Genomic DNA, 13368 nt, shown 5'->3' on the forward strand with positions numbered 1-13368 from the left:
TTAGGTAAAGTGATGGCTAAACTTCCTCATACTTCCTTTTCAGCGATTGCTATTACTTTTTTAGTCATGAATCTTTCTAACCTGTTGAGGCAGGTTTTTTGGGCTTTTTTATGTATGAAATGGAAAAACAGCACTTTTTCTCGGTCAATGATTAGGATAAGTTATAACTTAAAAATTAATCAATAACTAAAGCTTATGCTTGTAGCTAAGTGAAATCATTGATTAAGAGACCTGTACTTTTCAATGACTTTTTCAGCAAACCCTAAGTAGGGTCTGCTGAAAAAGTACGGGCGAAGCATTCGGATAGAAAATCTACGGTTTCACCGATAGGTTATTGCCCGAATGCTTCGCCCCTACAGAACGCGGGCCGATGAAGACGCAAGGTTTTGAACGACGATTCTCTCAAAATCTTGCACCTGTTTCGGAAGAAAAGCCCCAAAACCCTTACTTTGCCTACATTTCACATTTATTCAGCAAACCCTAAGTAGGTAGGTATTAAAAACTTTCAGATCCCCCCGCCTATCGGCACCCCCCTTATCAAGGGGGGCAGGGGGGATCAAACCTAAAATCCATTTTTAATTTAATTATAACCAGCTACTTAACTAGGGTTTATAACTGGGAAAATCGATATAACCTTCCTTGTCAAAAGAATACCAATCTTTCATCTCAGCATCGGGATTAAGGGGCCAATTATTGGCGAATCTTTCCACCAAATCGGGATTACTGATATAGGGGCGACCGAAAGCAATTAAATCAGCGTCTCCTAACTGAATAGCGGCTTCAGCAGTTTCTTTTGTATAACCACAATTGCCGATTAATGCACTATTAAAAACAGCCCGAAACTCGGATAAAAGCATCGGTTGACCCTTTTCATGAAAACCAAAAGCCAAGCCATCTAGCAGATGCAAATAAGCTAAATTGTACTCATTTAATCTTTGGGCAATATAGAGAAAAGTTTCTCGAAAATCCTCGGAACCCATGTCATTATAAACTCCATTGGGAGACAGACGCACCCCCACTCGATGACTGGGAAAAACAGTTAAAATTGCCTCGACCACTTCCTGCAAAAAACGATAACGATTTGCCAAACTGCCTCCGTACTTATCCTGACGCTGATTAGTGGCCGATTGTAGAAAAGTATCGATTAAATAACCATTAGCCCCGTGAATTTCTATGCCATCAAACCCCGCTAATTTTGCCCTCTGAGCGGCTTGACGGTAATCGGCGACAATTGCGGGGATTTCCTCGGTTTCTAAGGCTCTAGGGGTCTCGTAGGGCTGTTTGCCGATGGGTGTATGCAACTCCCCCTTAATCTTAATTGCGGAAGGGGCAACGGGTAAAGCCCCATTTTCCTGAAAACTAGAATGAGAAGCGCGACCACAGTGCCACAATTGACAAAACATTGGTGTTCCTTTTCTTTGGGCGATTTTTGTCACCATTTGCCATGCTTGCACTTGTTCATCGGTGTAGATACCGGGGGTATTTTGCCAACCGTTAGCTTGGGGAGAAATTACCGTCGCTTCTGTAATCATTAATCCCGCGCTGGCCCTTTGTCGGTAATACTCGGCCATTATCTCATTGGCCAGACGTTTTTCTCCGGCTCGCGCTCGCGTCATGGGAGCAAGCACAAGACGATTTTCTAGGTTTAAATCTCCCAATTTAAATTGACTTAAAAGAGCCAGGGAAGTAGTGAAGGAAGTCATCGAATTTGCCGATAGAGAATTTAGGTTAATTTTACCGCAATTAGTTAAAACCAGACAATCACACCCCAGGATGATTGACTGTCTATCTGCGAGATTGTTCCTCTCCTAAGGGAGGAGAATTAATCGGACAACTGGCTGAATATAATTAATATTGGTCATCAATCTGACTATAATTACAAGTTATTTAATTTATTCATCTTCCCAAATTAAAGAGACATAAACTATATTTTCTGGTAGTTGAGTCATGATAAATTTCTTGGCAATTTTGGCATCAGAAATATTGCTTAAATCTCAAGAGATAGGAACCTTAACTATTCGATCACCCAAATAATACCACAAATCCACCTGTCTCCAGTTATGTATGAGGGGACTACCCCCATTCCATCACCTCCCTGACCATTTCTCTCAAGTCATCCTTCTTGGTCTTTCCCTCTCGCTTGTCATCAATACGAAAATTAATAGGAGACAATTTTTTGTCTAGTTCGGTTAAAATAGTGTAATTAAGCTTATATTTATCTGACCAAAAATAGTCATGATCGAGATGTCTAGTAACTTGTTTTGTACCTATAAAACAGACTTTCTAGGACTAAAAATCAACTTTTACTATTCGGTGCTTACGAATTTTAAGAGGGTTTTTCAGAATCAGCATTTTTTAGCAAACCTACCCAAAAATACCCAAAAGAGGCAAACAGCCTCTACATTGCGTTGATAAAAATGGGAAAACACGAGTTTTTAGCAACCATCGTTCATTTAATTGTGGTCATCTCGATAAAATTGCTGTTTTTTCACGATAAAATTGCTGTTTTTTCACGATTTATTTAGAACTAATTTATTAGTAAAAAAAGATGTTAAAACAGTCTTGATCGACTGGGGCTTTCTGGCTAGTATGTAAAGCATATAGCTTCTTCATTGGAGACACCTGAATGAAAGCCCTATTACTATGGCCGCTGATGCCCAACTCCTTTTGGTCCTATCAAGAGACTTTAGATCTAGCCGGTTTAAGATCAACTAATCCGCCCCTGGGTTTAATTACAGTGGCGGCCCTATTGCCATCGGATTGGGAAATCCGGTTTGTTGATCGCAATGTCCGATTGGAAACGGCTTCGGATTGGGAGTGGTGCGATTTGGTAATCATCTCCGCCATGATCATTCAGAAAAAGGACTTTCAAGAATTGATTGCCAAAGGGTTGCAGTTGGGTAAAAAAGTGGCTGTAGGCGGGCCTTACCCCACCTCCTATCCAGAAGTTGCCCAAAAAGCTGGGGCAGATTACCTGATTCTCGATGAAGGAGAACTGACAATCCCTCTGTTCTTGGCGGCCCTGGAGCAGGGTGAACCGAGTGGTGTCTTTAGAGCCAGTGAGAAACCAGATGTAACCATGACACCGATCGCCCGCTATGATTTACTATATCTGGATGCCTATCTGGCGATTACCGTGCAGTTTTCTCGCGGTTGCCCCTTTCAATGCGAATTTTGTGACATCATCAACCTCTATGGCCGCAAACCGCGCACCAAAACCCCAGAACAAATGTTGGCTGAGTTGGAGACGTTATATCAACTGGGCTGGAGGCGCTACATTTTTGTTGTGGATGACAACTTCATTGGCAATAAGCGGAATGCCAAGGTGTTTCTGCGGGAGTTGATCCCCTGGATGGAGCAACACCAGTATCCCTTTAAACTGATTACGGAAGCTTCCCTTAATCTGGCCGAAGACAGTGAACTGATTGAGTTAATGGTCAAGGCCGGCTTTATGCTGGTGTTTATGGGGATTGAGACACCAGATACCGATAGCTTAATGGGCATTAACAAGGTTCAAAACACCCGCCAATCCCTGATCGAATCCTGTCACAAAATTACCCGCATGGGGCTGCAGATTATGTCTGGCTTCATTATCGGTTTTGACAATGAGAAACCAGGCGCAGGGCAGCGGATCAAAGATTTTATTATGGAGGCGAGTATTCCCCAGGGGCAGTTTAGCCTGCTCCAGGCACTGCAAAATACTGCCCTGTGGAATCGCCTGCAACAGGAAGGTCGTCTGGTGGATGGCATGGGTACTTTCCATCAGGGAGCGATGATGAACTTTGAGCCAACTCGCCCGGTGGAAGAGATTACCGAAGAATACATCGATGCTTTCTGGGAAATCTATGATCCTGTTAACTACCTGAAACGAACCTTCAACCATTTCATGATCATGGGGGGATGGCGCGGCAAATCGAACCGTAAATTAGATGGGCAACAGTGGCAATTGTTCCGCTCCTTGCTCTGGCGGCAGGGGATTGTCCGACCGACGCGCTTCCGTTTCTGGTGGCAACTGGCAGTGATTGCCTGGGTCAAACCCCGTCTGCTAGAAGAGTATCTAGCGACCCTAGGGATAGGTGAGCATTTTTTTGCCTATCGCTATGAAGTCAGAGAACAATTACTAAAACAACTAGCCGATTTGAAGCAACAGAAAGCAAGGGTAGCCCAGCTGGAAAAAACGCTCAAAAGCTAGACAATATCGCAGACAAACAGTCAATGCAGACATTTTGGCAAATTTTTCTTTTTAGGATGGTTTTCCTGAGTTGAGATTCTCCCCCCTTACTTTAAGTAAGGGGGAAAAAAAATCAATTGGCACGCTGTTCAATCAACAGTTGGTAAGCATGATTAAAATCAGCCGTTGTAATGCGAATCTCAGTTGGGTCAGTCATTCCCTGATGGCGATAACGACGAATTGCCATCAGTGCCGCTTGGTTACATAATAACGCTAAATCTGCGCCATTCCAGCCTTCGGTTGCCTCGGCCCAATAGCCTAAATCCACATCCTCTAAAGGACGTTCATCATTATGGACTCCCAGAATTGCTAAACGACTAGAGGCATTCGGTAAATCAACTTTTAACTGTAAATCTAACCGTCCCGCTCGCAATAAGGCTGGATCTAAAGCATCTGGGCGATTAGTGGCTCCAATCACTAAAATCGTTGCCCCCGTTTGCAACCCATCTAACTCCGTCAGGATTTGTCCCACAACCCGGTCACTCACTCCTGAATCTCCACTATAACGACCTCTTGCCGGTGCTAAAGTATCAATTTCATCAATAAAAACCACACAAGGGGCTGCCTGACGAGCTTTGGCAAACAACTCACGCACCGCCTGTTCACTCGCCCCCACCCATTTACTCAAAAGCTCAGGTCCATTAATACTGATAAAATTAGCTCGCGCCTGAGATGCAACCGCTTTGGCCAATAGGGTTTTTCCCGTTCCGGGGGGACCCCAAAGTAAAATACCTTTGGGAGCTTGGGCTTTGGTTTGCGTATATAATTGCGGATGGAGTAATGCCCCTTCCACGGACTCCTGTAGGGTTTGTTTAATCTGTTCAAGTCCGCCAATATTGTCCCAGTCCACATGGGGAGACTCCACTTCCACAGACCGCAATACCGCCGGTTTAACTTCTTTAAGGGCTTGCAAAAAGTCGGCTTGAACCACCGTCATTGTTTCTGGAATTTGCGAGTCAATCGTAGGAACCTGCCGCCGCAAAGCACTATAGGCCGCTTTCTGGCAAACGGCTTTTAAATCTGACCCGACAAATCCCACCGCATTATCGGCAATCATATCTAAGGAAACTGATTCATCTAGGGGCATGGAACGGGTGAGAATTTGGAGGATTTCTAAACGGCCCTTGCGGTCAGGCACCCGAAAGAGGACTTCTCGGTCAAACCGTCCGGGGCGACGGAGGGCAGGGTCAAGATGGTCGGGACGGTTTGTCGCCGCTAGAACAATCACCCCTTGACTTTGGGCAAAGCCATCCATTAAACCGAGCAATTGGGCCACCAGTCTTTTTTCTACTTCCCCTTCAACTTTACTGCGATCGGGTGCCATGCTATCAATTTCGTCAATAAAAACGATACAAGGCGCATTCTTACTGGCTTTCTCAAAAATTCCCCGCAGTTTTTGCTCAGCCTCCCCATAATATTTGCTGATCACCTCTGGTCCGACTAAGGCAATATAGTTAACACCGAGTTCTTCGGCCAAAGCACGGGCAGTCAGGGTTTTACCGGTTCCAGGGGGGCCGACTAAGAGAACGCCGCGAGTGGGTTCAAGTCCTAACTTGGCCAACAAGTCAGGGCGCTTCAGGGGAATGGCAATTAGTTCCTTGAGTTCTTTAATCACTTCCGTCAAGCCACCAACATCCTTCAGGGAAGCCGTGGTCGGTCCTTCGGGCTGTGTCATACTGTCTTCAACCCCTGAATCAGTGGAGGATGAGCGATTGCGATTGACCTCAAAATCATCCCCACCAGAATTGTTCGGGCGATAAACTCCCCCTGGACGGGGAATACCGCCAGCGCGGGGAATGTTACTCAAGGGACGAGAGTTAAACTGCACTTCGGTTTTAATTTCCCCTTTTTCCAGTTTTTCCTCTAAGGTCTTAGCGAGTTCGACTAATTGCTCAAAGCCTTTGAATAGTTCTACCATAAAATTTCTCCTGAGTCAAGTGAAGGATGGGGACTGGGTAATAGATGAGGTTAAGAAGTCCGACTTGATTAGACTAATTACCTTTAAAATAACAGATCTGCCGCGGCTTTTACCCGGGCTAAAGGTTCTACTGACCGGGGTAAACTGGCTAAGCGGATCAAAGTTTGCTCTGGGAATAAATCCCGATCAATTTCCTCATTAGCATGATAACGATTCTGCACGACATAACGTTGATAGACTCCCTTTTTTTTCAAAGATGCTGTCAATCGCAGTTGTTCGGCAACGATAGCATCTTGGGCTTGCAAAACTCCAATAAATTCTGTATGTTGGGGGTCTTTGAGTTTTTTCTGGGCAGACATCACCTGTTGTCTTAAGATTCGCAATCGTCCCATTAAATCTACACGCCCTAAGACATCTTGATACTTCATCCAAAGCTTAAAAATCCAACTTAACCAATCTCCTAAAGCCGTTGGCATTTCCAAAAATCGCAGGAGATGACCGGTAGGAGCCGTATCTAAAATAATCAAATCTTGTTGTTTCTGGTCTAATAACTCCATTACTTTTACTAGGGACAACATTTCATCAATTCCTGGCAGAGATTGAGCGACAATTTGTCGCCAAGCTTCTGGAGTATAAGCTAGTTTGATGTTCCCTTCTTCCTTACCTTCACCACTAATCATTTCTGCCAGTTCCCATAAATAATCATCCCGAAATTTTTCTAAAACGATATTAGCATCAACTTCTTGACCACTTAAATTAGCAGTTAATTGTGTGGATTGATGTCCTAATTTTGTCCCAAAGGCATCTCCCAAAGAATGAGCCGGATCAATAGAAATAATTCTAATTTTTTGATCGGGATGACGATTAGCTAACGCCCAACCAATGGCCGCGGCAACCGTGGTTTTTCCCACTCCACCCTTGCCACCAATGATAATGAGTTGGCGTTTGTCGTCAATAAAATCACTAAAACTCGGCAGAATTTTTTGCGGCCATTGAATAGGAGGCGGGGCCATAAATTCTACTTTTTCGATAATTTCAATTTGACTCATGATCTGATCTAATGCTTCACCTCCTAGAGGTTCTTTTGCCTGTTGGGGCAGGGTGAAAATTGTCTCTTGACCTGGAATTTTTAGGAATTTATCGAGGAGTTGCTGTTGCTCACTGTAGCGATCTAAATTTTGATTAGGATCCGTTAGAATGCGATTAATAAATAATCTGCCGCAGGGAATATTTAAGTGATGCAAACTATTGAGTAATCGTTCGGTTTCTAATAAACTCATCGGTTCGGCAATTGCCACAATTAAACAAAGGGTAAAATCCCTATTTTGTAGGAGTTGTTTGCCTTCGGTTAATTCTGATTTTGTTTTGACTAAAAAGCCATCCACATCATCGGCATTGTAGGTTTTTGCAAAAGTTTGCGAAATAACACGATGTTTTTCTTGAAACAACTCTAAAGAATTGAGAATAATCTCTAAAAAGTCTTTAATTTCCAATAAATTTAAGGTATGACCAGAGGGGGCCATATCAACAACAATTCGATCAACAACATTCTCTATTAGTAATCGTTGAATTTCTAATAGACCCATGATTTCATCTAAACCTGGCCAGTCTAAATCCCAAACGGGAGTTAAGTCTTCTCCTTCAACAAAACTGCCCCGTTCTACTAAAATTTCTAAAAATTTTCCGTATTTTTCTTTAAATTCTAAGAGCAATTTTTCCGCATCTAATGCCCTAACTTTTAAGTTAGGTAAGTCTTTTACAGGTAATGCCTCATCGCTAACTTCTGTTTGCAATACATCCCCTAAAGAATGAGCAGGATCGGTTGAGATTAATAGGATTTGTTCCTCGGGAAATAATTTAGCCCAACGGCGAGCAAATCCACAGGAAAGGGTGGTTTTTCCCACTCCTCCTTTGCCACTAAACATAACTAAATGTCGAGTGTCATAGCAACTTAGAGAGTTATTTACCAAGTTAAAGTTAGTCATAGAGAAATCAAGTTAAGTAAAGTGATAGGGGGGAGAAACTTGTCCTAATTGTAATTCCCAACGGGGGCAAGCTTTCTGCCAATGCAAGACTTGCTCGATTAGTAAAGGTTCTTCTTGAAAATTAACTAAAAGATAAATTCGTGATTCTGTCCCCGGAGCAGTAATAATCTTCGTTGACGGATAGCTTTGGGTGATTAAATGCCCGAGATTTTGCCATTCTGAACCTTGCAAAGTATAAAAATCCTGTTGGGCTTCATAATGCTGTTTTTTGGCTAAAAAATATTGTCTGCCCTTGCTTTCAGAAGAGAGTACAGGCTCCTCTGGCTTACGGGGAATACATTTTAAAAGATATTCTCCTTTTCCCTCAAGTTCTTCAATTTTTTCTTGATATTCTTGGGCATGAGAACAAAGATGAGTCAGTAAATTTTCTGCCTCTAAAAAAGATGTGCCAAAACGTAAGGGTAAAATAGTGGTTTGTTGAAATAATTCACAGATGACTCGATCGTGACATAAAACGGATTGAATCAAGCGTTCATCATCATTTTGTAAAGTGTCTAAACAAACTTCGGGTTCGACTACGGCCGAGAGATCTCCACCAGTTATCAGTAACAATGGGTTAGCCATTCCAACTGGTAATTTTAGGCTTTCTATGGGGGTTTTCAAAAAAGCGTAAGTATATAGATTGTACAATTTCATAGGGTTGACCGAAAGAAAATTGACGATTTTTTACAAGTTTTTATATTGGGGCGTTGATATGCTAGAATATTCTAAGTTATTCAGGGATTGTTATGACAACCACTCGTCCACCCAGACCAATTAGATCTAAAATTAGCACCATGCCTCGGAAACAATCCGAAGCAGATCACCAACTTGAGCTTTATAAGTTAATTACTGAAAAACAACGTATCCAAGAAAAATTAGAAATGATGGAGCGGCAGATTCAGCAATTAAAAAATCGTCTCACGTTTGTGACAGAGCAAATTGAGACCACAGAACAAAGTATTCAAAATTTGCGTACAGCCAATCCTCCTAGTTTAAGTTTAGCTAAAAAACCTGATTCCCCCAAAACTGTTGCTCACTCCTCTAATGATTCTAGTAATTTCCAAACTTTTTACCTAGAATATTAAGGCTTAACCAAGGGCTAGTTCTGACCAAGCTTCGACAAGTTCTTGAGCTTGTCAAATCCGCCCTTACTAAGCTTACAGTTTGTGATTTTGTTCATGACCTATCTGGTGGCAAAGATTGCCAGTTCTGAAACTGCGAAGTATAGAAAAATTTTAGAGAGAAGATTCAGCTTCGTTTTCTGCCGCCTCTTCTTCTAAGGCTTGAATTTTTAATAAAAGTTCTTCTTCCCGAATTTCAAACTCCTCCTCAGAAATATTACCCATATCGTAAGATAGTTGTAGGGATAATAATAATTTGTGCAAATTTTCCGCCTCATCATATTCTATATCTGCACGCTCTTGAATTTTTTCCCCAATCCAGATCAGACCACCAATAGGGCCGGTAACAGGAAGAAGTAAAAGATCGAGAAACATAACTGATAATCTCCTTAGATAAGTTGGGCAAAGGTATAGGGTGCAGTTAAATTGTTATAGCGAATCCTTAGGCGATCACCAAACTGCTGATCGATCGCTTCAACGTTTTGGCTAAATTCCGGCTCTTGCTCCCAGGGAATTAAATAAGCTGCATTGTAAATCATGTCATCCGTCATCGGATCGCTTTCAATCACCTCTTGGGCGCAATGATTTAATTGGTCTCTAAAGACTTGAATAATGTCTTGTTTCCGTTGCAATACAGTGGCTTCAATGAGTTGACCTATATGGATAATTTCTTCCATATTTAAGTTTTTCCCCATCATCGCATCCCGTTCTTGTTTTAACTTAGGATTAGACTCCAAAGCCGCTTGTAATTCCCACTGATTATCCCAAAAAATCTTAATGCTAACCTCTCGTTGTCCTGACAGTTTAGCAAATAATTCTTTCAGTTGGGTTTTATAGGGAGTAATTAGTTGTTCGGTGACAGATTCCCAGGTTTTGATAACTAAGCCAAACCGCAGGGGCAACAACGTTGTAAACCCTGCTTCCATGACAGTTTCTAATACTTTTTCATGGCAAATTAAATAGCGACGGGATGCCAAATACTTCTCTTTATGAGCAGCGGAGTAGAGAAAACTAAAACCATCAATCATCTCACTGTGAACTGGCTCATTATCAATCCCCTGCAAAACCAGTCCGTCAGGAACTGGTTCGGGAAATATGCCATATAAATAAAGACCCACTGTCATCAGTATTCTCCCAAATTAAACTGGCTGAGAAGTTAAAACCAAACGAAGCTTTAGATGAATTAGATCTAATTGAGCTAAACCCAGATCAACATTTCCTTCCACAACAACTCCTGTATTGAGAAGTCTATCCACTAATTCTAACACAGAAGGCTTAATACCCTCCTCTCCCGGGTAATAACTCCCTGCTTCCGGTAAAAGAGTGCCAAACTCTCCTAGGTGGACATTTAAATCTTCTGGCTCAACCTCAAAAATTTCACACAAATGGAGAATTTGTTCTTGCAATTTTTGTATACTTTCTGCAGCCCTATCTAAATCAGACTCACTGAGAACCCCTTTTTCCATCCGGCGAATGATTTGGGCTTCGAGCAATTGGCGTACCAGTTCCACAACAGTTAACAGTAAAGGGGCTAAACCGGCTTGGCTATTACTTTCTGGACTGGTCAGCAAGGCTTGATTATCAGAATCGTAAGGTGTGCAAGCAAGTGTCATGGTTGGAGTTGGTAAATGAGGAGTTCTTAAGGGTGAGTCTCTAGTGGGGGGCTTGGCCAAGAAATTTTATCTGAGGGAAAAAATGATGTAACCAAGCAATGTCAACTTCCCGCCACCCTGTGAAGATTCTAGTGACGAATTTACCCGACAGGAGGAATGTGCTTGATTATTTTAACTGGTATCGTAGCCCTCGATTGCCCCCGATTGGGGTAGGGATTTTAAGGCTTAAAGTTTAGCTGCCGAGGTTTCTGTTAATAAGGCTTGGGATTGGCTATAGAGATAGAAGTCGCTTGCCCACCCATTAATTGCCATCTCCCTTGCTCTATCAACAGAGGCAATCGTTAACTGCTGTAAACTTCTTGACCGTTTGAGGATTCAATTGAGGAATTTCAATATATACGAGGAATGTGCTTGATCGTTGGGACTGCCATCACGTCTCTCCATTACACTCCATTTAGTTAAGGATTTTAAGGTTTGAAGTCGGCGTGAAAGTTCCAGGTTTTCTGCGAATAAAGCTTGGCCTTGGCTAGGGAGGTAGGGATAACCTTGCAAGCTGTTAATCGCAGTTTCCCTAGCTTTATCAAGGGGAGCAATCGTCTCGTGTAAATTTCCTAACCTTTGAGGATTCAGGTGAGGAATTTCACGCATCTGAGGAATGTGCTTCATCGTTCGGACTGGTATCATGGCTCTCTATTGCACTCAATTGGCTTAAGGATTTTAGGGTTTCAAGCTCAGTTTCCAGGGTTTGGAGTCGGAGCGAAAGTTCCCGATTTTCTGCTAGTAAAGCTTGGGATTGGCTATGGAGGTAGGGGTCTCCTTCCCACCAGTTGATTCCCATTTCCCTGGCTTTATCAACAGAGGCAATTAACAAACGAATGCGGATATTTATAAGTTCAGTGGAGGCGATCGAAACGGAAATATCGCCGGCAATCACAATTCCTTTATCTAAAACTCGTTCGAGTATATCCGCTAAACTCGAACCTTGAGTTGCTGTTTTTAGGGAGTTGTTTGACTGGTTTCTGAGCGAGCCAGCAAAAGTGGAAGAAGTCACGGTTGGTTTCACTCAATAAGAGTATATAATTAGTCTTTTCGCTGGGGCAAGTTGCCTCGCAGTAAAGATTGAATGGCTTTTAAGGATTGATTTCCTGTCGAAGGCTCAGAAGTTGACGCTTGTCCCTCGGAAGGCTCCGTTTCCTCTACAACGGATAGGGGTTCTACCAGATCGTCGTCGAGGATTTCCCATAAAATTGCTCTTGACTTATCAATAGATAAGTTCGTGCGGGACAAAAGAACATCGGCGCAGATATCACGGAAGTCCGCATCAGAGGAGCTAGCCACAATATCGTGAGAGGCACAGACCTTAGCAATCATTAAACAAGAGCGCAAACCTGAAGTTTTTTCAGCCTCGGTTTTCAAACGAAAGGTTTTGACGAGGTTGACAATAAATAAGGCATCATCTCGACCAATCCCCGTTTTTTTGGCAAGAATTTCGGTCTGAGTCAGTTGATCTGGTTCAGGCATATTAATGGTTACTAACCGATCCATTAGAGCATCTTGGGTAGCATGAACCCCGCAATATTCTTCTGGGTTGGAGGTGAAAATTGCCCGAAATTGAGAATTGACTTGTAGGTAATCGGGTTGATGGCTAGTGGGTGGCAGGGTGAGAATTTTTTCTTCCAAGGCAGAGAGTAAAACGTTGTTGACCTCAGGTCGAGAACGATTGAACTCATCATAAACTAGGGTAAAACCCTCTCGACAGGCCATTGTTAAGCGAGAATCCACCCAGTTGTGTTTTAGCTCGTCTTCAACTTTGAGAACGCTGTGGATATAGTTATCCGTCAGCTTTTTATGGGTATAACCAGATTGGCTACCAATTAAATCGGAACTGCTAAAGTCATCATCGCCAAAGATTAGCATCACAGGTCTGGCTAAACAATTGGCCAGGTGCATTGCCAAGGTGGTTTTTCCCGTTCCTGCTGGACCACATAGATGAATGGAAAAACCAGAGTTTAGATAACGTAAGGCGCGAGTGGCAATTTGATCAATCGAAGGCGTAACAACAAATTGACCGGGGCGAAGGGAGAGAACGGATCTTCTTGTTTGAGTTTCAGTAAATGTCATAGTCGAAATCTAGTAAATACCATTGATAATCCCCGCCTGAAGCGGACGGATATTCTCGATCTAACAACTGCTGGTTCAGGTTTCCCTTTAATAACCGAGTAGGCAAGGACGCTCGTGTTACCCGAATTTTACGGCAAGTTTAATCGTCTTTAGCTTTTAAGGCTTACCTCATAATAATATCACAAAAAATTAGGAACTGTCATCAATTAGATCTAGAACCTTGATTTTGACATCCTCGCCGCCCTAAAAGTGCGGCGATTCCTAAACCTCACGATTTAAGTTTCTGCTTCCACCACCGTCGCATACCACAGTTAAAAAACCATGTACTGTCTTACAC

General features: G+C 42.6%; 12 protein-coding genes and 1 pseudogene. 3 read left to right on the plus strand and 10 right to left on the minus strand.

The window, feature by feature from the left end:
* Positions 1–186 (plus strand): annotated as a pseudogene (locus LW728_RS03075) (IS5/IS1182 family transposase); the annotation flags it as partial.
* Between the two features lie 416 nt (positions 187–602).
* Here the strand turns inward: LW728_RS03075 and LW728_RS03080 are convergent.
* The gene (locus LW728_RS03080; protein WP_287765138.1) at positions 603–1703 is read right to left on the minus strand and encodes an alkene reductase; all 1101 of its coding nucleotides are present in this window, start codon (positions 1701–1703) and stop codon (positions 603–605) included.
* Between the two features lie 923 nt (positions 1704–2626).
* On the opposite strand from LW728_RS03080, the gene LW728_RS03090 reads away from it, so the two are divergent.
* A complete protein-coding gene (locus tag LW728_RS03090) occupies positions 2627–4192 on the plus strand; it encodes a B12-binding domain-containing radical SAM protein (protein WP_287765140.1) in 1566 nt (521 codons plus the stop codon).
* Between the two features lie 112 nt (positions 4193–4304).
* Here LW728_RS03090 and LW728_RS03095 read toward each other — a convergent pair whose 3' ends face one another.
* From LW728_RS03095 to LW728_RS03105, 3 genes are all read right to left on the minus strand, one after another.
* Positions 4305–6149, minus strand: coding sequence for an AAA family ATPase (locus LW728_RS03095; protein WP_287765143.1), 1845 nt, complete (start codon positions 6147–6149; stop codon positions 4305–4307).
* Between the two features lie 83 nt (positions 6150–6232).
* The gene (locus LW728_RS03100; protein WP_287671032.1) at positions 6233–8134 is read right to left on the minus strand and encodes an ArsA family ATPase; all 1902 of its coding nucleotides are present in this window, start codon (positions 8132–8134) and stop codon (positions 6233–6235) included.
* A 12-nt stretch (positions 8135–8146) separates the two neighbouring features.
* The gene (locus LW728_RS03105) at positions 8147–8830 is read right to left on the minus strand and encodes a GvpL/GvpF family gas vesicle protein (protein WP_002803828.1); all 684 of its coding nucleotides are present in this window, start codon (positions 8828–8830) and stop codon (positions 8147–8149) included.
* Between the two features lie 92 nt (positions 8831–8922).
* Between LW728_RS03105 and LW728_RS03110 the strand changes: the two genes are divergently transcribed.
* Positions 8923–9261 carry a gas vesicle protein gene (locus LW728_RS03110; RefSeq protein ID WP_002803830.1) on the plus strand — a complete coding sequence of 113 codons (339 nt, stop codon included), beginning with the start codon at positions 8923–8925 and terminating at the stop codon, positions 9259–9261.
* Between the two features lie 150 nt (positions 9262–9411).
* On the opposite strand, the gene LW728_RS03115 is transcribed toward LW728_RS03110, so the two are convergent.
* The 6 genes from LW728_RS03115 to gvpN form a co-directional block, all read right to left on the minus strand.
* The gene (locus tag LW728_RS03115; RefSeq protein WP_002803833.1) at positions 9412–9672 is read right to left on the minus strand and encodes a gas vesicle protein GvpG; all 261 of its coding nucleotides are present in this window, start codon (positions 9670–9672) and stop codon (positions 9412–9414) included.
* Between the two features lie 14 nt (positions 9673–9686).
* Positions 9687–10421 carry a gas vesicle protein GvpF gene (gvpF, locus tag LW728_RS03120; RefSeq protein WP_002803840.1) on the minus strand — a complete coding sequence of 245 codons (735 nt, stop codon included), beginning with the start codon at positions 10419–10421 and terminating at the stop codon, positions 9687–9689.
* A 15-nt stretch (positions 10422–10436) separates the two neighbouring features.
* Complete coding sequence (locus LW728_RS03125) at positions 10437–10910, minus strand: gas vesicle protein K (RefSeq protein ID WP_002803841.1); 474 nt, start codon at positions 10908–10910, stop codon at positions 10437–10439.
* Positions 10911–11285: 375 nt separating this feature from the next.
* Complete coding sequence (locus LW728_RS03130; RefSeq protein WP_002803843.1) at positions 11286–11594, minus strand: hypothetical protein; 309 nt, start codon at positions 11592–11594, stop codon at positions 11286–11288.
* Complete coding sequence (locus LW728_RS03135) at positions 11551–11961, minus strand: gas vesicle protein (RefSeq protein ID WP_002803845.1); 411 nt, start codon at positions 11959–11961, stop codon at positions 11551–11553. The genes LW728_RS03130 and LW728_RS03135 overlap by 44 nt, the downstream gene beginning before the upstream one ends.
* Before the next feature lie 29 nt (positions 11962–11990).
* Positions 11991–13031, minus strand: coding sequence for a gas vesicle protein GvpN (gene gvpN, locus LW728_RS03140; protein ID WP_002803848.1), 1041 nt, complete (start codon positions 13029–13031; stop codon positions 11991–11993).
* Between the last annotated feature and the right edge of the window lie 337 nt (positions 13032–13368).

This window comes from Microcystis sp. 49638_E5 (assembly GCF_021300285.1).
Lineage (GTDB): Bacteria > Cyanobacteriota > Cyanobacteriia > Cyanobacteriales > Microcystaceae > Microcystis > Microcystis aeruginosa_C.